Genomic DNA, 19225 nt, shown 5'->3' with positions numbered 1-19225 from the left:
GACGGCGCTACTCGACGTAGACGCCGGCACCGACGAGCGCCTCGACGCCCGCCACGCGCGTCGCGCAGACGTAGCTCCACTTCACGCTCGGCCCCGCCTGGCCGGGCTTCGGGAACATGTAGTCGACCCAGCCGGACCCGAACCGCGTGACGGCGTCGATGAAGTCCTGGTGGAACTGCTTCCCGTCGGCGTCGCGCTCGTGGAGCAGGTCGTGCCCCTCGCGGTTCGGGTGGGCGGCGTTGAAGAGAACGATCCCCCGCAGGTCGACGACGAACAGGTAGACGTCCCCGTATCGCCAGACGCCTCCCCGACGCCGGAACGCGTCGAACGCCCGCGCGCCCTCACTCTCCAGCACGTCGGCCGCCCTGTTGACGAGGGCTTCGATCTCGGCCGCCCGGTGCAGCGGCGGGGGCGTTCGTCGGGCGTCGGCCGGAATGGCCGCGTCCGGGACGAGCAGCAGGACCCAGATCAGCAGGGCTCTCGCCAGGCCGGCGTACCACCGCGCCGCCGGCCCCACCGGATCTCCCCGTCGCGCGCGACAGGGCTCCCCGCGCGAGATCCGGCCGATCGCGAGCGCGCTGACCGGCATGCGCGGGATCGGACGCCCCGCCGCGACGGCCCTAGGAGTGCGCCTCGATGCCATGGCCGGGGTGCCCGCCGCGCGGCCGGAGGAAGATCAGCCAGTTCCGCCTCTGCGGCGGGGGTGGGCCCGGGGTCGGGCCGACCGCGTTGGGCAGGGACTGGAACGTCAGGCGCCTGCGATGCCGCTCGATGATGCGCTCGAGGTTCCGCAGCGCCGCGAGGCCCTGGCTCGCCATCATGCGGTGCCCCTCGCAGGCACCGCTCCGGCCCAGGTCGTGAACGATGGCCTCCGCGTGGGCGAGGAGGTCCCGAGCTTCCGCGCAGTAGAGCTCCACCTCGGCGAGATCCGGCATCCTGTCCTCCGCGATGATCGCTCCTCGAAGTCCGACGCGGCAGAGGTAAACCCGGAGCGGGGGCGCGCATCACCCGTTTGAAGGAGCCGGGCCCGATTTCGACGCCCGCCTCCCGCGACGATCCGCGCCGTTCCTGCGACGCGGTGCGCACCGACATAGAGGCGCTTCCGCTACGGCCGCGCTCCCCGGAAATCCCGCATGCTCCGCCTGCTCATCGCCGACGGCAACGATCGCGCTGCCCGCGACCGCCACGTCGCGGCCACCGGACGAACCTCGGCCGAGTCCTACGCGGCGGTGGTGCGGGACCTCGCGCCGGGCTCCGTCTGCCGGCACATCAACGCCGCCGACGCCGACGCGACGCTGCCGGCAGACCTCACGGATTTCGACGGGCTGATCTTCACCGGGTCGACCCTCAAGGTCTCGGAGGGTACGCCGGCCGTGATCCGGCAGCTCGACCTGATGCGCGCGGCCTTCGAGGCCGGGCGCGCGGTCTTTGGCTCGTGCTGGGGCGTGCAGGTCGCGGCTACGGTGGCGGGTGGCCATGCCGCCGCCAACCCACGCGGGCCGGAATACGGCTTCGCCCGGGCGATCACCCCGACCGAGGAGGGTCGGACACACGCCCTGCTGGCCGGCCGTCCGGCGACCTGGGATGCCCCGGCGATCCACTCCGACGCCGTACTGGAGCCGCCCCCCGGCGCCCGCGTTCTCGCCGGCAATCGCGTGCTCGGCATTCAGGCCATCGAGATCCGCCGGGAGCGCGGCTGGTTCTGGGGCACCCAGTATCATCCCGAACTCGACCTCGACGAACTGGCCGCGATGCTGCGCCTCTGCGACACCGCCATCGTCGCGGCGGGGCTCGCCGAGAACCCGCGGGCCGTGGCGGCCTACGCCGACGAGATCGCGACGCTCCAGGGACGCGACCCGGAAGCCGCGCGCCGCCTCGCCTGGCGTCACGGCATCGGGCCGGAGGTGATGGAGGCCGGCCTCCGTCGCCGGGAGATCGGCAACTTCCTGGCGCGCCTGTCCACAGGCGAGCGCCGCCGGTAGGCTGCCGCGACCGGGTGGCGCGTTGACCCGCCCGGTCTCAAGTCTAGCTTCGCCCTGCGGGCCACGCGTTCTTCGGCCCGGGGAGCCAGCCAGCAGGATGAGCCAGGATTCCACGGTCGCCGTCATCGGCAGCGGGCTCGGCGGACTCGCCGCCGCGTGCGTCGCCGCCGCGCGGGGCCACCGCGTGACGGTCTACGACAAGAACGGCTGGCTCGGCGGCAAGGCGGCGGTGCTGCACGAGGGCGGCTTCCGCTTCGACATGGGCCCGACCATCCTGACCGTTCCGCGGGTGCTGGAGCGGATCTTCGCGGAGGCCGGCCGCTCGGTCCACGACTACATGGACCTGCGCCGCCTCGACCCGCAGTGGCGCTGCTTCTTCGACGACGGAACCCACATCGACCTGATGCAGGACGTCGAGCGGATGGCCGGCGACATGGAGCGCTTCGCTCCCGGCACCGGCGAGGGCTACAAGAAATTCCTCTCGATCTCCGAGCATCTCCACGGCGTCTCGGAAAAATTCTTCTTCTGGAAGCCCGTCGAGGACCTGTTCGACACGATCAACATCCGCGCCAACATGAACCCGGGCACGCTGCGCGACGTGCTGTCCCTGCGCATGCACGCCTCGGTGGCCTCGACGATCCGCGGCAAGGTCAAGGACGCCCGGCTCGCGCAGATGCTCGACCACTTCGTCCAGTATGTCGGCTCCTCGCCCTACGGCGCGCCGGCAGTGCTCTGCGCCATCGCCCACATGCAGACGGCCGACGGCGTCTGGTACCCGATGGGCGGCACGCGCGCGGTCGCGGAGGGCTTGGCGAAGCTCGCCCAGGAACTCGGCGCCACCTGCAAGACCGACACCGAGGTGACCGGGATCGAGACCGCCAACGGCGCGGTCCGGGGCGTGCGGACGGCCGCGGGGGTCACGCCCTACGACGCGGTGATCTCCAACATGGACTCGGTGCGCACCTACCGCGAGCTCGTGGGCGGCGAGGCCGCCAAGGCCTACGCCAAGAAGAATCCCGAGCCGGCCTGCTCGGGCGTGGTGCTCTATCTGGGCCTGAACAAGCGCTACGAGCACCTGAACCACCACGATTTCGTCTTCTCTCGCGACCCGGAGGAGGAGTTCGACTACATCTACAACAAGGGCGAACCGGCCCCGGACCCGACCGCCTACCTGGCCGCCCCCTCCTCGACCGACCCGAGCGTGGCGCCCGAGGGCGGCGAGGCGCTCTACGTCCTCGTGCACACGCCGTATCTGCGGCCGCACCACGACTGGCGCCCGGACGGGCCGCTGTTCCAGAACTACCGCCGGACGATCCTCGACAAGCTCAAGCGCACCGCCGGCATGCCGGACCTCGAGGAGCGCATCGTCGTCGAGCGCCACCTCACGCCGCAGGACATCCACGAGCGCTACAAGGTCCTCAACGGCGCGATCTACGGCCTCGCCTCGCACGGGCGCGTGATGGGCGCGTTCAAGCCCGGCAACCGGTCGCGGCAGGTGCGCGGCCTCTACCTCGCGGGCGGCGCCGCCCATCCGGGACCCGGCATGCCGATGGTGATGATGTCGGGCTGGATCGCCGCCGACGCGCACGACCAGGACGCGCGCGGCGCCCTGCGCGCCTCGGCGTGACCGCGACGCCGCCATCTCCGCCCCCCGCCGCGGGGGGTGCGAGAGGCACGCGCGGCGCCCCCCTGCCCACGGTCTCGCCCCGGATCCGCGCCTTCATGGTGGCGTGGTTCGAGCGCTACCTGCACCGCCACCTCGACGCCCTGCGGCTGCCCCTGTGGAGCACGCCGCCCGTCGCGAGCCATCCCGGCGCGATCGTGGTCTACTGCAACCATCCGGCGTGGTGGGACGCCGCGCTGATCATCGTGCTGGCCGGTCGCCTCTATCCGGAGCGGGCGAGCCGCGCGCCGTTCGACGCCGCGATGCTGGCGCGCTACCGCATCTTCGAGCGGATCGGCGCCTTCGGCGTCGACCTCGACAGCCCGCGCGGGGCGGCGCAGTTCCTGGCCGCCGCCCGGTCGATCCTGGGGGCGCCCGACGGCATGCTCTGGATCACCGCGCAGGGCCGCTTCGCCGATGCCCGCGCGCGTCCGCTGGCCCTGCGTCCCGGCGTGGCGCGGCTCGCCGAGATCGCCCCCGACGCGCTCTTCGTCCCCCTCGCCGTCGAGTACACCTTCTGGGACGAGCGCGGCGCGGGGGCCTTCGCGGCCTTCGGGCCGGGGATCGCCGGATCCGAGCTCGCCGCGCTCCCGCGCGACCAGCGCCTCGCGCGCCTGGAAACCGACCTGACCCAGACCCTCGATCGCCTGAGCGCCGACGTGATCAGCCGGGACCCGGCCCGCTTCCGCACCCTGGTCTCCGGCCGGAAAGGCGTCGGCGGCCTCTACGATCTGTGGCGGCGCCTCGCGGCCCGGCTCTCCGGCCGACGGTTCGATCCGGCGCACCGCGCGGCGGGTGGACAGGATCGCGCCGGATGAAACCTTCCGCTCGCGTCCGGCCCCATGCGATGCCTCATCGCGGCGCGACACCTTCCCGGCGGGGATGATGACCGACTCGATCCTCACGGTCCTGGCCCTGCTCTGCCTGATCGCGGCCCTCCTGCCGGCCGCGCTGGCGGCGGTAAATCTCTCGGTCCTGCGCCGGCCCGCGGCGGAGAGCGGCGCGGGCCTCGTCTCGATCCTGATCCCGGCGCGCAACGAGGCCGGCAACATCGACGCCACCGTGCGGGCGGCGCTCGCCAGCGTCGCGGTTCCGGTGGAGGTGATCGTCGGCGACGACCATTCCACCGACGCGACCGCCGAGATCGTGCGCGCCGTCGGCGACCCGCGCCTGCGTCTCGTCTCGGTCCCGCCCCTGCCCGAGGGATGGACGGGCAAGAACCACGCCTGCAGTCACATGGCCGGGATCGCCCGCGGCGACCACCTGCTGTTCATCGACGCCGATGTGCGGCTCGAGGCCGGGGCGGCCGCCGCCCTCGCGGCGCAAGCCCACCACACCGGCGCGGCCCTCGTCAGCGGCGTGCCCCGGCAGCGGACCGACACGGTCGGCGAGATGCTGACGGTGCCGATGATCGACTTCCTGCTCCTCGGCTTCCTGCCCGTGCCGCTGATGCGCCGCCTGTCGGACCCGTCGCTCGGCGCGGCCTGCGGTCAGTTGATCCTGATCGAGCGGGCTGCCTACGCGGCCACCGGCGGCCACGGCGCGATCCGCACCTCCCTGCACGACGGGGTCCGGCTGCCCCGGCTGCTCCGGGCCGCGGGCTACCGGACGGATCTCGTGGCCGCCGCCGCGCTGGCCACCTGCCGGATGTACGAGGGCTTCGCCCAGGCCTGGGCCGGCTTCTCCAAGAACGCCCACGAGGGCATGGCCACGCCCCGCGCCCTTCCGATCTGGACCCTCCTCCTTGGCTGCGGCCAGGTTCTTCCGCCGATCCTCGTCCTGGCCGGGCTGCTCGGGCTGCTGCCGGCCTCCGCCCTGGCCCCGGCCGCGCTGGCCCTCGGCCTGTCCCTGGCGACCCGGACGGCCGTCACCGTGGCGGTCCGGGCGCCGTGGGCGACGATCCCGCTCCATCCGGCGGCGGTCGCGGTGGCCCTGGCGATCCAGTGGAACGTGCTTCTGCGCCGGGAGCGGGCCGGCGCGGCGACCTGGAAGGGCCGCAGCTATCCGGTGAGCGGCGGCTGACCCGCGCGGGCCGGCGGACCAGAGGGTGCCGGCCCGCGCCCGGGCCTCACGGCTGGGACGGCTGGCACGGATCGGTGGAGCGGGCCTTCCCGGCCTGCGGTTTCAGGGAGACGATGAGCTGGACGTTCGGCACGTCGCCGACCTGCCGGGTCAGGTGTCCGACGTGGCCCTCGGGCCCCTGCGGCGTCGATCCCATGTCGGCGTTGAACTCCACCTCCCCGGGGCCCTGCTCCAGCACAGCCCCGTCCGTGGCCTCCACGGACCAGCGGCCCGACAGGGTGATCACCCATTGGGGACCCGGCGCCGTGTGCCACGTGCCGACATAGCCGACCGGCAGGACCGCGTACTTGATCGACGTCACCTCACCCGGCGGAAAGCCGACATATTGCGGCGCTGCCGGAGGCGCGTAGCTCTTGAAGATGAAGTTCTTCAGGTCGCAATACTGGACATGGCTGTGGCCCTTGTCGTCGGCATAGAGCACCCCGTACCGCAAGGCGGGCGGGTCGGCCGATGCGAGGCCAGCCGGACCGGACGGCGCCGGCGCGATGGTCATCAGCGGCTCGCTCTTCGGCGCCCCGGCCGCGTGCGCGTGCAAAACACTTATGGCCGACGCGAGCAGGGCCAGCTCGACCCGCCCAGCATTCCTGAACCATCCCATGATTTCCCCTCCGCGCCGTCTCGCGCACGGCGAACGCGCGAAGATTTTCTAGGTCTTCGGATCGAGAGAACGCAATATACCACCCAGCTTGCCTGGAACGATTGCTTATGATCATAGATCTATTCTGGATACTATACTCGCGGATGAACAGGGTTTGTTCACACATATCGGGCTTCACGGGCGCGGCGTCGGTACTGCTCTCCGATGGGCCGTCGAGGCGACCGTACCGGCGGCGCGGCGCGCTTGTCCACAGGCGTCTGCCCGGCGGTCCGGGGCCTTGCCAGGACCGGCCGGGGCGGAAGCGATGCGGCTCGGTCGGGTGGGTCAGTCCGCCTGAGGCCCGGCGCCGGCCGGCCCGCAGGGCCGCGTTTCCGCCAGGATCCAGGCAGCGGTGTCGGCGTCCGCCCCGGCGACCGGCAGATGCAGGATGATCGGCGTATCGTAGGGGTGGCGCGCCTTCAGCGCGACCGCCAGCGCGTCGGCCAGCCCCTCGCGGCTCTTGAGGATGGCCGCGACCTCGGCGCCACGCTCCACCGCGCCCTTCCAGCTGTAGACGGACTGCATGCCCGGAAACACGTTGATGCAGGCGATGAGACGCTCGCGGACCAGGGCCTCGCCGATGTTCATCGCCGAGGCGAGGTCGGGGAAGGTGGTGTAGACGAGGAGCGGACGCTCCATGCTATGCCTCCGTCGGCGCGTGTGCTCGCGGAGTGAGGCGCATGCCGGGTAAGGACGTCAACCGGGCGGTTCGCTCGCCAGACTGGAGCCGTGACGTGAACCCTGAGGCGATCCCGACGCGCCTGCGCGGCTGCGCCTGATCCATGCCGCGCTTCCAGAAGATCGCCTTCGTGGCGAGCCCGACCGGCTACGCCCGCGAGGCCGCGGCCGCGCTGATGCGGCGCTACGACCACGTCCCGCCCGAGGAGGCCGACGTCGTCGTGGCCCTGGGCGGTGACGGACTGATGCTCCAGGTGCTGCACCGCTTCATGGACCACCCGAAGCCGATTTACGGGATGAACCGCGGCACGGTCGGCTTCCTGATGAACGAGTTCCGCGACGACGATCTCCTGGAGCATCTGGAGAATGCCCAGCGCAGCGTCATCCACCCGCTCGTGATGGACGTGCTCGATACGGAGGGCCGATCCCACCGGGCGCGGGCGATCAACGAGGTCTACCTGCTGCGCCAGACCCACCAGACCGCCAAGCTGAAGATCGCCGTCGACGGCAATGTCCGGCTCGACCTGCTGATCGCCGATGGCGTGCTCGTCGCCACCGCGGCGGGCTCCACGGCCTACAACCTGTCGGTCGGGGGACCGATCCTGCCGCTCGACGCCAAGCTTCTGGCGCTGACACCGATCTCGGCCTTCCGCCCCCGACGCTGGCGCGGCGCACTTCTGCCGGACTACGCGCGGATCCGGATCGACGTGCTCGACGCGCCCCACCGCCCGGTCGCGGCGGTCGCCGACCACACGGAGTTCCGCCGGGTCTGCACGGTGGAGACGTCCCTCGACCGGGCCACCGAGCTGGTGCTGCTGCACGATCCCGGCCACAGCCTCGACGAGCGCATCCTGCGGGAGCAATTCGGGTGAGTCTGCACATCCGGGCCGCGCGGGCGGCCGACCACGCGGCCATCACCGGCATCATCGTGCCGACCATCCGGGCCGGCGAGACCTACGCGCTGGACCGCGACCTCGGCGAGGCCGAGGCCCTCGCGTACTGGACCGGCCCCGACCGCGAGACCTTCGTGGCCGAGGAGGCGGGCACGGTGCTCGGCACGTATTATCTGCGCGCAAACCAGGCGGGCGGGGGCGCCCATGTCGCCAATTGCGGCTTCATGACCGGCGCGGCCGCTCTCGGCCGCGGCGTCGCCCGGGCCATGTGCGCGCACGCCCTCGATCGGGCGCGGGCGCGGGGCTTCACGGCGATGCAGTTCAACTTCGTGGTGAGCACGAACGTCCGGGCCGTTCGCCTGTGGGAGAGCTTCGGCTTCGATGTGGTCGGCCGGCTACCGGGCGCCTTCCGGCACCCGGACCTCGGGCCGGTCGACGCGCTGGTGATGTTCCGGACGCTCTGAGGCGCCCGGATCAGGGCCGCGGGGCCGCGACGAGGTCGCCCTCGCGGATCGCCCGCTCGCCGGTCTTCGTGCGGATCCGGTAGCTCGGCTCGCCGGTCTGATCCTCCGGCATGAGCCGCAGGATCTCGAACACCTCGCCCTCGCCCGTCTCGCCCGGGATGCCCAGTCGGGGTCGGCAGACGCGCTCGCCGATCTTGAACTTGTGGGACATGCCGGGCTCCTGGACAGGTATGGCTGCGGTCGCGCCTCAGCGCTTCTTCTGAGCCTTCGCCTTACGGGCGAGATAGCGCGCGTCGCGCTGGGCCTTCTGCTCGGCCTGCAGCGCCTTGGCGCGCTCCTGGGCGGCCAATTGCTCGGCGTGCTTGCGCTCGATCTCGGCGAGGCGTTCGGCCTCGGCCAAGGCGGCGGCGCGCTCGATCTCGGCCTGACGCTGGGCAGCGCGTTCGGCCGCGCGGGCCTCGCGGGCATCGACCACCGCGCGGCGGGCGGATTGGCGGGCGAGGACGGCCGGGTCATCGGCGGACGGGCGCGCCCGGAACCGGGCCAGCATCTCGGAGCGCGCCTTGGCGGCGGTCTCGAGGCGATCGGCGACACCCTGCTTGTTCAAAAAGCTCACAGACACTCCTGGATCAGGTGCGGCGAAGACCGTCACCCGCAGAGGGGAAAGTAGAAACACGACGGCAGATACGAAGAAGCCGCTCCCAGAGGAGCGGCTTCCGGAGAAACGCTGAGGACGGCGATCAGGCCGTCTGGAGCTGACCGGCGGACTGCTTGCCGCTGCGACGGTCGGTCTCCAGCTCGTAGGAGACCTTCTGGCCCTCGTTCAGGCCGCGCAGGCCGGCGCGCTCGACGGCCGAGATGTGGACGAACACGTCCTTGCCGCCGTCATCCGGCTGGATGAAGCCGTAGCCCTTGGTCTCGTTGAACCACTTGACGGTTCCGGTGCTCATGGAAGTCCTTGATCTTCGCAGGCATAGTGAGAGATGGCGCCCTCCCGAAGGAGCGGGCGCCGGCATCGACCGATAGCGATAGGAAAGTCAGAACCGCCCTGCGAAGGCGTAACGGTCCAAGATATCCGGACACGTGCCGATGCGGTAGAAGTAGACCGCCGGCGGTTCTTTGGCAAGCGCGGGGAAATATTTCCCCCGGCCAGCGCCGCAGCGATGCGGGAAATTCTTTCCGCAAATTCCGGTTGAGCAGCGCCAGAACGGTCGCTTGAACAACGGGATAAGGGATTTCGATGCGGCGCGGCCGCGCGAAACCTGTGCTGCCGACCGGACGATCGGACGCGGCCGACGCGCACCCGGGCGGCGGGTTCGCTCAGGCCGGGACGAGGCGCAGGACACCCTCGCCGCGCCGGTGGCCGACGGCGGTCACGGCGACCTCGCGGGCGCGGCCGTCGGCGACGAGGGCGGCGGCGAGCGCCGCCCCGAAGGGCGCCGCCACCTCGAGCCCGTGCCCGATCACGTCCCCGAGGGCACGCAGGCGCGCGCGCGGCGCGAGCTGCGCCAGCGCCGCGCGCTCCTCCGCGGTGATCGGGGCGACGCCGGTGGCACCGGACAGGACGTGGTCGGGAGCCGAGAGGCCAGCCCGCCGCCAGAGGGTCTCGAGGCTGCCGGCGACGCTGCCCGGCACGCGCCGGGTCCGGTCACTCGCCACCGGCTCCAGCCGGGCCAGGGCGCGGGCGCCGCGGGCGGCGGCGTGCGCGGCGGATTCGAGCATCAGGAAGGCCGCACAGCTCCCGAGGATGAACCCGCCCGCCTCGCCACCCGCGTCGCCCCGCGCGAAGACCGGGCGGTAGGCGTCGCGGGCGAGATAGCCGCCCATCTCGTGGATCACCAGAACGTCCGGCCGCTCGGCGCTGTAGGAGCCGCCGACCAAGATCGCGTCGATCTGGCCCGAAGCCACCCGCGCCTGGGCGATCCGCAGGGCGTCGACGCCGGCGGATTCCTCGCCCATGAACGTGCGCGAGGCGCCCGTCACCCCGTGCACGATGGCGATGTTGCCGGCGAGCAGGTTCGAGAGCTGGGCGAGGAACAGCGTCGGACGGAGATCGTTCTGAAGGCGCTCATTCAGGTAGGCGCCCGGATCTGCGGCGTCGCGCAGACCGGTCAGGATCGCGCCGTCCGCCGCGTAGTCGCGCTCGCCGCCGCCCGCGGCCACGACGAGGTGAAGCGCCTGCTTGAAGGCGGCGTCGTCCTTCACGCCCGCCTCGTCGAGGGCGAGGCCGGCGGCGTAGACCCCGAGCCGCTGCCACGCCTCCATCTGCCGCTGGTCGCTGCGCTTGGGGATCTGGCCGTCCCACGCGATCGCCGGGGCCGGATGGACCGGATAGGGCGCGAAGGTCTCGCTGTCGGTGCGCGGGGCAGCCTCCCCGGCGAGGGCGGCCAGGTGGGCGTCGACGCCCTCACCCGCGCAGGAGACGAGGCCGAGGCCGGTGACGACGACGGGGCGGCTCATGGCTGACTCAGGGCTCGCGTTCGGCCGGCGCCGAATCGGGAAACAGGCCGATCGTCCGCGCCCGCTCGCGCATCGGCGCGTCGAGCCCGTCCGGGAACGGCATGGTGCGGAAGCGGAGCTCCGCGTCGCACAGCGCCTTGCCGTCGTGGCTGATCGCCGCCTTGGTCACCGCGTAGCCCGAGCCGTCGTGCTCCAGGGTCGCCGTGACGAGGAGGTCCGCGCCGGGCCCGACGAAGGACCGGAAGCGCGCCTTGTCGACCCCGGTGAGGAACGGCATCCGGGCGAAGTCGAGATGGGCGAGCACGAGGTACCCGGAGGCCTGGGCCATCGTCTCGGTCAGGAGCACCCCCGGCACGAGGGGATGGCCGGGGAAATGCCCCTCGAAGACCGGGCTCGCCATCGGAACCCGGGCGAGCGCCTCGATGCGGCCGGCGGCCCTGTCGAGGAGCCGCACGGAATCGATCATCTCGAAATATTCGAGGCGCATGACGGGTCGGATCGGCCTTGGTTCAGACCTTGGCGGCCTTCTCGGCCACGAGGCCGTCGATGCGCGCGCACAGGTTCTTGAGGACGAAGTACTCCTCGGCCGGGACCTTGCCCTCGTTCACCTCCTGGGTCCACCGCTCGAGCGGCAGCTTGATCCCGAAGGCCTTGTCCACCGCGAAGGCGATGTCGAGGAAGGCGAGGCTGTCGATGCCGAGGTCGTCGATGGCGTGACTCTCGGGCGTGATCTTGTCCCGCGGGATGTCGGCGGTCTCGGCTATGATGTCGGCCACGCGCTCGAAGGTGGCGCTGCCGTGGACGGGCTCGTCGGACATGTCTACTCGCGGGCTGTTCGAGTTCCGGATCGGTCGTGCGGGAGCCCCCTCGCCGCCCGGGCAGCCCGGCGCAAGCGCCCCGCGCGGCCGCCCTACGCGTGGACGGGCCCTGGAACGCGGCCCGGTCGAATGGCGGCGACCTCTACACGAGGGTGTCAGAAGCGGCAACCGCGGCGCTTCCCCGGCGTTTCAGCGCCTGTCCACAGGCGTGCGCTGCCCGGTGCGGGGGCGCGCGTACGCTCCGGACGCGCGGGCCCTAGCTTGACGGCGAGACGAGGCGCGTCCTCAGGAGACCAGACGGATGCCACCGATCACCAAGCCCGCCGCGCCGCCGGCGCGGATCGAGACGCCGCCGCTGCCGCCGCAGGAGCGCGCGCGCTCCCAGGGGGCGGCCCGCGTCCTGCTGGTCCTGGCCCTGACGGCCCTGGGCCTCTGGATCCTGCACGAGTTCCTGCCGGCGCTCGCCTGGGCGGTGGTCCTGGCGATCGCCCTCTGGCCGATCTACCAGCGGCTGGAGCACCGCTTCCCGCCGGGCAAGCACAACATCCTGCTGCCCACGCTGATGACCGCGGCCGTGGCGCTGGTCTTCCTGGCGCCGCTCGCGATCCTCGGCATCCAGGCCGCCCGCGAGGCCCACGACGTGGCGGAGTTCGTCCGGAACGCCGAGGCGAACGGCATCCCGGCTCCGGAATTCCTGCAGCACCTGCCCTACGGCGCCGCGCAGGCGACCGCGTGGTGGAACGACAATCTGGGCCACGCGCAGGCGGGCTCCGATCTGCTGCGCCGCTTCGAGAATCACTCGGTGCTCGGCGCCTCGCGCAATGTCGGCCGCGAGGTGGTGCACCGGATCGTGCTGTTCGGCTTCAGCCTCGTGGCGCTGTTCTTCCTGTTCCGCGACTGGCGGACGGTTCGGGACCAGTCGCTCACCGCCTGCCACCGCCTGTTCGGACCGCGCGGCGAGCGCGTCGCCCGCCAGATGGTGGCCTCGGTGCACGGCACGGTCGACGGGCTGGTGCTGGTGGGCCTCGGCGAGGGCTTCGTGCTGGGGATCGTCTACCACTTCGCGGGCGTGCCCCACCCCGTTCTGCTCGGCGCGTTCACGGCGGTGGCGGCGATGATCCCCTTCGGCGCCGCCGTGGCGATCGCCTTCGCGGCGCTCCTCCTTGTGGCGGCGGGGTCGGTGACGGCCGCTCTGGTGGTGGCGGCGGCGGGCCTCGTCGTGACCTTCGTGGCCGACCACTTCATCCGTCCGGCGCTGATCGGCGGCACGACCAAGCTGCCCTTCCTGTGGGTGCTCCTCGGCATCCTCGGCGGCGTCGAGACCTTCGGGCTGCTCGGCCTGTTCGTCGGGCCGGCCGTGATGGCCGCCCTGGTCCTGCTGTGGCGAGAATTCACCGAGGGACAGGACGCGACGGCCTGAGTCGCGCGAGCCGCTAGTCGGCCGCGCTCGTCCCGGCCGCGGCCTCGACCCGGCGCCGATCCTGGCGCCAGTCGGCCGGCTTCTCGAAGGTGCCGGCCCAGATGCCCCGGCGGGTCGCCCAGGCGTGGCCCTCCTGCCGGATGTAGGGGGCTGTCACCTGGCGGCTGGCCAGCGCCAGCCCCTGGCCCACCATCCAGGCGGACAGATCCTCGCCCTGGACATGGCAGATCCCGGCGACGCGGCCGGCGACAGTGCCCTCGCGCCGCTCGCAGGTGACCACGCCGCCGCCGATCCGCGCGCGCAGGGCCTGCGCGGCCTCGCGGCCGCAGCGATACTCCCGCCCCTTGGCGGTCTCGCAGCTCTGCGCGGTCTCGGGGGCGTCGATGCCGTAGAGATGGATGCGCGTGCCCTGCACCTCGATCGTGTCGCCGTCGATGACGGTCGCCGGGCCGCTGACCGTCCCGGCCGCGGCCGCGGGGCCGCAGAGGAGGAGCAGGGCAAGCATCGGTCTGATCATAACGGGGATGTCCACGCGGGTGGCGAGAATCTGGTGACGAGTTCGTCGAGCCCGAGACGGTGCCCGGCCAATGTGGCGAATTTGCCGGGCGACCGAATCGGCCTCGCAGGCGCGCCGCCGAGTTTCGGCCGTCATGGTTGCCAAAGCGTTCCGCCCGCCGGAGCGAAGCTTGGCAACGGAACGACGGCCCGGAGCCGCTCGTTATGAGTCATGACCTTCCTCAAGACCCTGCTGGCCAGCCTGGCCCTGTGCGCGGCTCTCCTGGTCTGGGCCGGCTTCGAGATCGGTCCGGAGCGGCCGACCGGCAGGACCGGACCCAGCCTGACCGCCGCCGCGGTGCTGGCCAGCGACGGCATGGCGCCGGACGGTCGGCCGGGCGGGCCCGCCGCGGACGGTGGCGGCCTGGACCGTGCAGCTCTGGACCGCCTCGCCGGACGCGTCTCCGGAGAGGTCCGCGACGCGTCCGCCGCGGCAGCGCCGGCCGGCTGACCGGCCCGGCGATCGGCGTCGGCCGCTCAGGTCCGGTACTTGCCGTTGCGCTTGATGAGAACGCGGGTGCCCACCGGCACGCGCTCGTACAGGTCGGCGATATCCTCGTTCAGCATCCGGACGCAGCCCGACGACATCTGCTCGCCGATGCTCCAGGGCTCGTTGGTGCCGTGGATGCGGAACAGGATGTCGCGGTTGCCCTGGTAGAGGTAGAGGGCGCGGGCGCCGAGGGGGTTGTCCAGGCCGCCCTTCCGGGTGCGCGGCAGGTCGGGATGCAGCGAGACCATCGTGACGGTCGGGCTCCAGTCCGGCCAGACGCCCTTGCGCCCGACCCGCGCCTCGCCCTTCCAGGAGAAGCCGGCCTTGCCCACACCGACCCCGTACTGCATCGCCGTGCCGTCGGCCTGGACGAGGACGAGCTGACGCTTGTCGATGTCGACCACGATCGTCCCCGGCTGCTCGGGACCGTTGTAGCTGACCTGCTGCCGGCGATACTTCGGATCGAGGCGCTGCGTGTCGACCAGCGGAATATCGAAGGGCTTGTCGGGTTTGCTGCCGATGTACCAGGCCGACTCGTCGTCCTGGGCAACTTGGACCGGACGGGTCTGGCACGCCGCCAGGGGGGCGATCGCCACGACGGCGAGGAGGACTCGCGAGAGAACGATCCGGCGCAGGCGGCTCCAGGCCGAGGGAAGCGTGGCGATCATAGGTCCTGTCGTGCGGGATACGGTCGTCGCGCCATGCCTACCGTCTCCGCGCCTGTGACGATGTAGCTTTTCCGCCGCAGCCGGCCGCGCGCGGGCCGCTCCCGCGGCCACGGTTGCGCCCTAATTCTGAATCGCAGAGGCGCTCTATTGCGCCCGGCGCGGAGGTGAGCGATGCCCGAGACCGAAACTCTTCCGACCGAGGCGACGGTCGCCCCGGATGTCCCGCTCAGACCGGCGATTCACCTCGATCACTGCGTGATCCACGTCAGCGACTGGGCGCGCTCCAACACCTTCTACCGGGACGTGGTGGGTGCCGAGATCGTCGAGCGCGGCGCCGGCTTCGCCTACCGGTTCGGCGGCGTCCAGCTCAATTGCCACGGCCCGGGCGTCGAGGCCGTGCCGGTGGCGGCGACTCCCGTCCAGCCGGGCAACAGCGACCTGTGCTTCCGCTGGTCGGGCGCGATCGAGACCGCGATCGCGCATCTCGAGGCCGCCGGGGTCCCGGTGGAACTCGGCCCGGTGGAGCGGCACGGCGCCGCGGGTGCGGGGATCAGCGTCTACTTCCGGGATCCGGACGGCTCGCTCCTGGAGTTCATCACCTACGCGGGATGATCAGCCCCGGCTCTCGGCCAGCGCCTGATTGGTCTGCTCCAGCCGCAGCGCCAGCACGCGCATCAGGGCGATGCTGATCTGCGGAAACTGTGCCAGGAGTTCCAGGAACACGCCGCGGTCGATGCGCAGGGCGGTCACCGCGGATTGCGCCGTCACGGTGGCGGAGCGGGGCTGCTCGGCCAGGATGCCCATCTCACCGACGAGGGCGTCCTGGCCGAGGAGCGCCAGCCGCACCGGCCCGGCGGGACCGTCGATGCTGACCTCCGCCGTGCCCGAGAGGATCACGTAGGCCGCATCCGCCACGTCGCCGCGGGCGAAGAAGCGTTGCCCCGGCTCGAAATGCACCCGCTCGCTGGTGAAGGCGAGGAGCTTCAGGCGCGCCGGCTCCACCTCGCGGAAGAGCGGCACCTGCTTCAGGGAGGAAACCTCGGTGTCGAGGGTCATTCGGGGGCTCCGCGACGGGTCTCACGCCCAGGACGGCGGGGCCGGACGGGCGCGCTTATCCATGCGGTTCGTCAGGCACTTGTCCAGCCCCGCGCCTGCCGCAACCTGTCGGTGTGGTCTGGGCGCCGTCCTGACGGTGGGCCTCGCCCTGGCCTCGGGCCCGGCCGCGGCACGCCTCGTCCAGGCCGATCTCGCCCGCGTCGCGGTCGCGCCGCCCCCGGGTGCCCGGGCCCCGCTCGACCTCGCCGCGACCGACGCGCGCACCGATCGTACGACCACTCTGGGGCAGGCCGTCGGGGGCCGCGCGGCCCTCCTGCTACCGGTGGACTACACCTGCGGGAATGTCTGCGACCCGATGCTGTCCATGTCGGCGGACGCCCTGGCGGCCACGGGCCTTCCGATCGACGACTACACCCTCGTGCTGGTCGGGATCGACCCGCGCGACGACGCCGCGGCCGCGCGCCGCATGCTGGCCGAGACCCTCGGGGACCGGGCGAAGACCGTCCGGCCCCGGGCACTCCTCGTGTCGGACGGCGCGCTGGCGCGCCTCACCGGCGCGCTGGGCTACAAGGCGGTGTACGATGCTGGGACCGACAGCTTCGCGCATCCCGCGGCGGCGCTTCTCCTCGCCGCCGACGGCCGGCTGTCGCGGGTCCTGTCGCCCCTGGCGCTGACCGGGCGCGACCTCCGCCTCGCCCTGATCGAGGCCGGAGAAGGCCGGATCGGCAGCATCGCCGACCGGCTCACCCTGCTCTGCTACGGCTACGATGCCGCGCGCGGTATCTACACGCCGCTGATCCAGCGAATCCTGACGGTAGCCGGGATCGTCACGATCCTGGCAATCGCCCTTCTGATCGCGGGCCTGACGCGCCTCGCGCGCCGGCGTCAGGCCTGAGACCTCTCCGTCCGACTCAGCGCTTCGTGGCGAGGCCCAGACCGCCGGGAGGGGGCGCGTCGCGCTTGAGACTGGCATTCAGGTGCGGCGAATCCGTCGGCTCCTCGCGCGTGGTCGGCGTGGCGGAATCTTCCGGCGCGGGCATCGGCGGCAGCGGTGGCGTGTTCGGCCGCGGCGCCGAGGCCTCATCCTTGACCATGTTGCGGTTCGTCATACGCGAAAACCTTTCCCTCGCGCCGCGCGGCGGCGCCATCCACCCGGAACAAGCCGCCGAACCTCCGGGGCAGCCGGAGCGAACGCGGACATCAACCAGCGTCGAATGTCGACCAACGCGGGACACAAGTCCGGGTTGCTGCCAAGCTTAGCTGGCGGAAGCTTGAGCAGGTCTCAGGATAGGAACCTTGGTTATTGCTGAAGGTTGTTGCGGGGTGAAGCGAAGCCTGAGGAGGAACTGATGGCATCCGGGAATTCGACCTCGAAGCGGGGCTTTGCCTCGATGGATCTGGAGCGGCAGCGCGAGATCGCCAGCAAGGGCGGCCGCAGCGTGCCGGCCGAGAAGCGCTCCTTCTCGCAGGACCGTGAGCTCGCCTCGTCCGCCGGCCGCAAGGGTGGCCAGTCCACGGGGACCGGCCGGGCCGAGTGAGGCCGCTGCCGAACCGAACCGCGTAGCGGCGCCGTGTCCCCCGGGACCGGCGCCGTTCTCGATTCCGGCCCCGGGCCGAGAGAGTCCCGCCAGCGTCGTTCACACAGCAAAAGGCCCCGCCGAAACGGCGGGGCCTTTTGCTGTGGGACTCCCGTCGGCGCCGATCAGGAGATGCAGCGGCCGGGGGTCATGCGCCGCGCCTCGGGGCCGACCAGTGAACTCAGGGCCGCCTCGCACCCCTCGCGCATCCGCCGCGGCGGCTGCCGCAGGATCGGCTTGATCTCGAGATCCTGGGCCTCACCCGCGACGGGCGCGTTCCGGCTCTCGAGCCGCTGCACGCCCGCCACCCGCGTCGGGCTGATCGACAGGGAGACCGGGCGCATTCCGGGCAGCGGGGCCTGAACGGTCTGAGCCGTGGGAACCGGCATCGTCCAGCGATCCGCCGTGTCGCGAACCACCGGCTGGATCAGAACGGTGAGAAGAGCGGCAGGAGCACTCACGCCCAGAATGAAACCAGACCGCAGCATCGCCCCGACCTCATCGCGAGAGCTTGACAGGATGTTCGTACAACGCGCCCTGCAATCGCAGGTTCCTAGACTGTGCCGCGTCTACGCATCCTGAGTATTCGAACGCAGCTCGGCCGTTGGTGCGGCGGCGCACGCCCGCTATCCACAGACCCGAACCGTTGCCGAAAAACCACTCGCTACGAAAAATCGCCCGCCCTGGAACCTCCTGGGCCGGCACCCGTTCCCTCTGCACCCGGCCACCTGGTCCTCCCCGCATTCCCCTTGTGCATCGGCCGGAACCTTCGCGACGGGCTGGAGCCTTCTCCGGCCCGTTTTTTTGCGCGCTTCCGGACACGGGCGGCGGCCAGGCAACAAAAAACCCCGGCTCGCGCCGGGGTTTTTTGTTGCCACCGTTCCCGGTCGCGGGCGGCCCGGGCGAACCCCGGGCGCGACCCTACAGGCCGGCCTCAGGCCGTCTTGGCCTCGCGCCGACGGGCGGTCTGCTGGAAGAACAGCGCCTGGCTGATCACCGCCGAGACGTTGGCGGGCTGGAACGGCTTGGCGATGAGGAAGGCCGGCTCGGGCCGCTCGCCGGTGAGGAAGCGCTCCGGATAGGCGGTGATGAAGATCACCGGCACCTCGAAGGACTTCAGGAGGTCGTTCACCGCGTCGAGGCCGGAGGAGCCGTCGGCGAGCTGAATGTCGGCCAGGATCAGGCCGGGGCGCTTGCCCTCGCCGGCGATCTTGATCGCCTCGGTACGGGTGCGGGCAACGCCGATGACGTTGTGGCCGAGACCCTCGACCAGAGCCTCCAGATCCATCGCGATCAGGGGCTCGTCCTCGATGATGAGGATCTCGGTCGCCATGTCGGCGGCGAGCTCACGGCCGGCCTCGTCGACGAGGTCGCGAACCTCGGACACGTCCACGCCGAGGATGATGGCCGCGTCCTCCTCCGAGAAGCCCTCGAGGCAGGAGAGCAGGAAGGCCTGGCGCGGCAGCGGCGTGATCTGACCGAGGCGCACCTCCGCAGGCAGGTCGTGCTGAACCTGCTCGCTGCGGCCGTTGACCGAGAGCGAGTTCCAGATCCGCGTGAAGACGCGGAACAGGTCGGCCTTGATGTTGGTGCTGCGACCGAGCGTGTCCGGCTCGTTGACGAGGGTCTCCAGGGTGGCGGCGACGTACGCGTCACCCGCCACTTGGCTACCCGTGAGCGCGCGCGCGTAGCGGCGCAGGTACGGCAGGTGCTGTACCACGAGTTGCGATGTCGACATTCGATCCCCTGTGCCTCGCCGTGTTGCCCGGCCGCGAGCGCCTC

At 71.6% G+C, this 19225-nt stretch carries 27 protein-coding genes; 11 read left to right on the top strand and 16 right to left on the bottom strand.

All coding sequences use genetic code 11. The features are described from left to right. Window positions 1–7 precede the first annotated feature (7 nt). Entirely contained in the window at window positions 8–517 is a 510-nt protein-coding gene (locus BKE41_RS27155; RefSeq protein WP_083374511.1) for a cache domain-containing protein, read from the bottom strand. A 103-nt stretch (window positions 518–620) separates the two neighbouring features. Further along, entirely contained in the window at window positions 621–935 is a 315-nt protein-coding gene (locus BKE41_RS27150) for a hypothetical protein (protein ID WP_012321939.1), read from the bottom strand. A gap of 198 nt (window positions 936–1133) precedes the next feature. Here BKE41_RS27150 and BKE41_RS27145 point away from each other — a divergent pair, with 198 nt between their 5' ends. From BKE41_RS27145 to BKE41_RS27130, 4 genes are all read left to right on the top strand, one after another. Next, complete coding sequence (locus BKE41_RS27145; RefSeq protein ID WP_071000416.1) at window positions 1134–1982, top strand: type 1 glutamine amidotransferase; 849 nt, start codon at window positions 1134–1136, stop codon at window positions 1980–1982. Window positions 1983–2079: 97 nt separating this feature from the next. Continuing rightward, complete coding sequence (gene crtI / locus BKE41_RS27140) at window positions 2080–3609, top strand: phytoene desaturase family protein (RefSeq protein ID WP_012321937.1); 1530 nt, start codon at window positions 2080–2082, stop codon at window positions 3607–3609. 95 nt (window positions 3610–3704) lie between these two features. After that, a complete protein-coding gene (locus BKE41_RS27135; RefSeq protein WP_024828334.1) occupies window positions 3705–4463 on the top strand; it encodes a lysophospholipid acyltransferase family protein in 759 nt (252 codons plus the stop codon). A 67-nt stretch (window positions 4464–4530) separates the two neighbouring features. Then, on the top strand, window positions 4531–5667 hold the full coding sequence (locus BKE41_RS27130) for a glycosyltransferase family 2 protein (RefSeq protein ID WP_012321935.1): 1137 nt from the start codon (window positions 4531–4533) through the stop codon (window positions 5665–5667). Between the two features lie 46 nt (window positions 5668–5713). Here the strand turns inward: BKE41_RS27130 and BKE41_RS27125 are convergent, their stop codons facing one another. Together BKE41_RS27125 and cutA are read right to left on the bottom strand one after the other, a co-directional pair. Next, on the bottom strand, window positions 5714–6325 hold the full coding sequence (locus tag BKE41_RS27125) for a hypothetical protein (protein WP_083374461.1): 612 nt from the start codon (window positions 6323–6325) through the stop codon (window positions 5714–5716). Between the two features lie 324 nt (window positions 6326–6649). Then, window positions 6650–7003: a divalent-cation tolerance protein CutA gene (gene cutA / locus BKE41_RS27120; protein ID WP_012321933.1), complete on the bottom strand. Its 354-nt coding sequence runs from the start codon at window positions 7001–7003 to the stop codon at window positions 6650–6652. Window positions 7004–7146: 143 nt separating this feature from the next. Here cutA and BKE41_RS27115 point away from each other — a divergent pair, with 143 nt between their 5' ends. Then, window positions 7147–7914, top strand: coding sequence for an NAD kinase (locus BKE41_RS27115; protein WP_020090865.1), 768 nt, complete (start codon window positions 7147–7149; stop codon window positions 7912–7914). After that, on the top strand, window positions 7911–8399 hold the full coding sequence (locus BKE41_RS27110; RefSeq protein ID WP_089231450.1) for a GNAT family N-acetyltransferase: 489 nt from the start codon (window positions 7911–7913) through the stop codon (window positions 8397–8399). Before BKE41_RS27115 ends, BKE41_RS27110 begins: the two co-directional genes overlap by 4 nt. Before the next feature lie 10 nt (window positions 8400–8409). Here BKE41_RS27110 and BKE41_RS27105 read toward each other — a convergent pair whose 3' ends face one another. From BKE41_RS27105 to BKE41_RS27080, 6 genes are all read right to left on the bottom strand, one after another. Continuing rightward, window positions 8410–8610 (bottom strand): hypothetical protein, encoded by a 201-nt coding sequence (locus BKE41_RS27105; RefSeq protein ID WP_012321930.1) that lies wholly within the window; start codon window positions 8608–8610, stop codon window positions 8410–8412. 36 nt (window positions 8611–8646) lie between these two features. Beyond that, complete coding sequence (locus BKE41_RS27100; RefSeq protein ID WP_234742139.1) at window positions 8647–8949, bottom strand: DUF6481 family protein; 303 nt, start codon at window positions 8947–8949, stop codon at window positions 8647–8649. Between the two features lie 190 nt (window positions 8950–9139). Continuing rightward, window positions 9140–9349 (bottom strand): cold-shock protein, encoded by a 210-nt coding sequence (locus BKE41_RS27095; RefSeq protein ID WP_012321928.1) that lies wholly within the window; start codon window positions 9347–9349, stop codon window positions 9140–9142. A 370-nt stretch (window positions 9350–9719) separates the two neighbouring features. Then, window positions 9720–10859: a beta-ketoacyl-ACP synthase gene (locus BKE41_RS27090; RefSeq protein WP_012321927.1), complete on the bottom strand. Its 1140-nt coding sequence runs from the start codon at window positions 10857–10859 to the stop codon at window positions 9720–9722. A 7-nt stretch (window positions 10860–10866) separates the two neighbouring features. Beyond that, entirely contained in the window at window positions 10867–11346 is a 480-nt protein-coding gene (locus BKE41_RS27085; protein WP_012321926.1) for a 3-hydroxyacyl-ACP dehydratase FabZ family protein, read from the bottom strand. Between the two features lie 22 nt (window positions 11347–11368). Beyond that, the gene (locus tag BKE41_RS27080) at window positions 11369–11677 is read right to left on the bottom strand and encodes an acyl carrier protein (protein ID WP_012321925.1); all 309 of its coding nucleotides are present in this window, start codon (window positions 11675–11677) and stop codon (window positions 11369–11371) included. A 301-nt stretch (window positions 11678–11978) separates the two neighbouring features. On the opposite strand from BKE41_RS27080, the gene BKE41_RS27075 reads away from it, so the two are divergent. Further along, the gene (locus BKE41_RS27075; RefSeq protein WP_071000415.1) at window positions 11979–13097 is read left to right on the top strand and encodes an AI-2E family transporter; all 1119 of its coding nucleotides are present in this window, start codon (window positions 11979–11981) and stop codon (window positions 13095–13097) included. 13 nt (window positions 13098–13110) lie between these two features. Here the strand turns inward: BKE41_RS27075 and BKE41_RS27070 are convergent, their stop codons facing one another. Continuing rightward, window positions 13111–13602: a thermonuclease family protein gene (locus tag BKE41_RS27070; RefSeq protein WP_234741058.1), complete on the bottom strand. Its 492-nt coding sequence runs from the start codon at window positions 13600–13602 to the stop codon at window positions 13111–13113. A gap of 222 nt (window positions 13603–13824) precedes the next feature. Here BKE41_RS27070 and BKE41_RS27065 point away from each other — a divergent pair, with 222 nt between their 5' ends. Further along, a complete protein-coding gene (locus tag BKE41_RS27065) occupies window positions 13825–14103 on the top strand; it encodes a hypothetical protein (RefSeq protein ID WP_071000414.1) in 279 nt (92 codons plus the stop codon). Between the two features lie 26 nt (window positions 14104–14129). Here BKE41_RS27065 and BKE41_RS27060 read toward each other — a convergent pair whose 3' ends face one another. Beyond that, window positions 14130–14810, bottom strand: coding sequence for a L,D-transpeptidase (locus tag BKE41_RS27060; RefSeq protein ID WP_012321921.1), 681 nt, complete (start codon window positions 14808–14810; stop codon window positions 14130–14132). Window positions 14811–14981: 171 nt separating this feature from the next. Between BKE41_RS27060 and BKE41_RS27055 the strand changes: the two genes are divergently transcribed. Further along, window positions 14982–15422 (top strand): VOC family protein, encoded by a 441-nt coding sequence (locus BKE41_RS27055; RefSeq protein WP_012321920.1) that lies wholly within the window; start codon window positions 14982–14984, stop codon window positions 15420–15422. Here BKE41_RS27055 and BKE41_RS27050 read toward each other — a convergent pair whose 3' ends face one another. Continuing rightward, entirely contained in the window at window positions 15423–15866 is a 444-nt protein-coding gene (locus BKE41_RS27050) for a Crp/Fnr family transcriptional regulator (RefSeq protein WP_012321919.1), read from the bottom strand. 136 nt (window positions 15867–16002) lie between these two features. On the opposite strand from BKE41_RS27050, the gene BKE41_RS27045 reads away from it, so the two are divergent. Continuing rightward, window positions 16003–16761, top strand: coding sequence for an electron transporter (locus tag BKE41_RS27045; RefSeq protein WP_245295855.1), 759 nt, complete (start codon window positions 16003–16005; stop codon window positions 16759–16761). Between the two features lie 16 nt (window positions 16762–16777). On the opposite strand, the gene BKE41_RS27040 is transcribed toward BKE41_RS27045, so the two are convergent. Continuing rightward, on the bottom strand, window positions 16778–16975 hold the full coding sequence (locus BKE41_RS27040) for a hypothetical protein (RefSeq protein WP_012321917.1): 198 nt from the start codon (window positions 16973–16975) through the stop codon (window positions 16778–16780). A gap of 240 nt (window positions 16976–17215) precedes the next feature. On the opposite strand from BKE41_RS27040, the gene BKE41_RS27035 reads away from it, so the two are divergent. Beyond that, complete coding sequence (locus tag BKE41_RS27035) at window positions 17216–17404, top strand: KGG domain-containing protein (RefSeq protein WP_010683678.1); 189 nt, start codon at window positions 17216–17218, stop codon at window positions 17402–17404. 164 nt (window positions 17405–17568) lie between these two features. Here the strand turns inward: BKE41_RS27035 and BKE41_RS27030 are convergent, their stop codons facing one another. Beyond that, window positions 17569–17832 (bottom strand): hypothetical protein, encoded by a 264-nt coding sequence (locus BKE41_RS27030; RefSeq protein WP_234741055.1) that lies wholly within the window; start codon window positions 17830–17832, stop codon window positions 17569–17571. A gap of 545 nt (window positions 17833–18377) precedes the next feature. Continuing rightward, on the bottom strand, window positions 18378–19181 hold the full coding sequence (locus tag BKE41_RS27025; protein WP_012321915.1) for a response regulator: 804 nt from the start codon (window positions 19179–19181) through the stop codon (window positions 18378–18380). Window positions 19182–19225: the final 44 nt, after the last annotated feature.

Origin of the sequence: Methylobacterium sp. C1, assembly GCF_001854385.1 — a bacterium.
GTDB classification, from domain to species: Bacteria; Pseudomonadota; Alphaproteobacteria; order Rhizobiales; family Beijerinckiaceae; genus Methylobacterium; species Methylobacterium radiotolerans.
This window is presented reverse-complemented; position numbering and strand designations above follow the sequence as displayed.

What these genes read in the sequence shown, in the direction of transcription:
- BKE41_RS27150 (WP_012321939.1), bottom strand. Translation starts at nt 935, where the DNA reads ATGCCGGATCTCGCCGAGGTGGAGCTCTACTGCGCGGAAGCTCGGGAC.
- BKE41_RS27145 (WP_071000416.1), top strand. Translation starts at nt 1,134, where the DNA reads ATGCTCCGCCTGCTCATCGCCGACGGCAACGATCGCGCTGCCCGCGAC.
- crtI (WP_012321937.1), top strand. Translation starts at nt 2,080, where the DNA reads ATGAGCCAGGATTCCACGGTCGCCGTCATCGGCAGCGGGCTCGGCGGA.
- BKE41_RS27135 (WP_024828334.1), top strand. Translation starts at nt 3,705, where the DNA reads ATGGTGGCGTGGTTCGAGCGCTACCTGCACCGCCACCTCGACGCCCTG.
- BKE41_RS27130 (WP_012321935.1), top strand. Translation starts at nt 4,531, where the DNA reads ATGACCGACTCGATCCTCACGGTCCTGGCCCTGCTCTGCCTGATCGCG.
- BKE41_RS27125 (WP_083374461.1), bottom strand. Translation starts at nt 6,325, where the DNA reads ATGGGATGGTTCAGGAATGCTGGGCGGGTCGAGCTGGCCCTGCTCGCG.
- cutA (WP_012321933.1), bottom strand. Translation starts at nt 7,003, where the DNA reads ATGGAGCGTCCGCTCCTCGTCTACACCACCTTCCCCGACCTCGCCTCG.
- BKE41_RS27115 (WP_020090865.1), top strand. Translation starts at nt 7,147, where the DNA reads ATGCCGCGCTTCCAGAAGATCGCCTTCGTGGCGAGCCCGACCGGCTAC.
- BKE41_RS27105 (WP_012321930.1), bottom strand. Translation starts at nt 8,610, where the DNA reads ATGTCCCACAAGTTCAAGATCGGCGAGCGCGTCTGCCGACCCCGACTG.
- BKE41_RS27100 (WP_234742139.1), bottom strand. Translation starts at nt 8,949, where the DNA reads ATGCTGGCCCGGTTCCGGGCGCGCCCGTCCGCCGATGACCCGGCCGTC.
- BKE41_RS27095 (WP_012321928.1), bottom strand. Translation starts at nt 9,349, where the DNA reads ATGAGCACCGGAACCGTCAAGTGGTTCAACGAGACCAAGGGCTACGGC.
- BKE41_RS27090 (WP_012321927.1), bottom strand. Translation starts at nt 10,859, where the DNA reads ATGAGCCGCCCCGTCGTCGTCACCGGCCTCGGCCTCGTCTCCTGCGCG.
- BKE41_RS27085 (WP_012321926.1), bottom strand. Translation starts at nt 11,346, where the DNA reads ATGCGCCTCGAATATTTCGAGATGATCGATTCCGTGCGGCTCCTCGAC.
- BKE41_RS27080 (WP_012321925.1), bottom strand. Translation starts at nt 11,677, where the DNA reads ATGTCCGACGAGCCCGTCCACGGCAGCGCCACCTTCGAGCGCGTGGCC.
- BKE41_RS27075 (WP_071000415.1), top strand. Translation starts at nt 11,979, where the DNA reads ATGCCACCGATCACCAAGCCCGCCGCGCCGCCGGCGCGGATCGAGACG.
- BKE41_RS27070 (WP_234741058.1), bottom strand. Translation starts at nt 13,602, where the DNA reads ATGCTTGCCCTGCTCCTCCTCTGCGGCCCCGCGGCCGCGGCCGGGACG.
- BKE41_RS27065 (WP_071000414.1), top strand. Translation starts at nt 13,825, where the DNA reads ATGACCTTCCTCAAGACCCTGCTGGCCAGCCTGGCCCTGTGCGCGGCT.
- BKE41_RS27060 (WP_012321921.1), bottom strand. Translation starts at nt 14,810, where the DNA reads ATGATCGCCACGCTTCCCTCGGCCTGGAGCCGCCTGCGCCGGATCGTT.
- BKE41_RS27055 (WP_012321920.1), top strand. Translation starts at nt 14,982, where the DNA reads ATGCCCGAGACCGAAACTCTTCCGACCGAGGCGACGGTCGCCCCGGAT.
- BKE41_RS27050 (WP_012321919.1), bottom strand. Translation starts at nt 15,866, where the DNA reads ATGACCCTCGACACCGAGGTTTCCTCCCTGAAGCAGGTGCCGCTCTTC.
- BKE41_RS27040 (WP_012321917.1), bottom strand. Translation starts at nt 16,975, where the DNA reads ATGACGAACCGCAACATGGTCAAGGATGAGGCCTCGGCGCCGCGGCCG.
- BKE41_RS27035 (WP_010683678.1), top strand. Translation starts at nt 17,216, where the DNA reads ATGGCATCCGGGAATTCGACCTCGAAGCGGGGCTTTGCCTCGATGGAT.
- BKE41_RS27030 (WP_234741055.1), bottom strand. Translation starts at nt 17,832, where the DNA reads ATGCCGGTTCCCACGGCTCAGACCGTTCAGGCCCCGCTGCCCGGAATG.
- BKE41_RS27025 (WP_012321915.1), bottom strand. Translation starts at nt 19,181, where the DNA reads ATGTCGACATCGCAACTCGTGGTACAGCACCTGCCGTACCTGCGCCGC.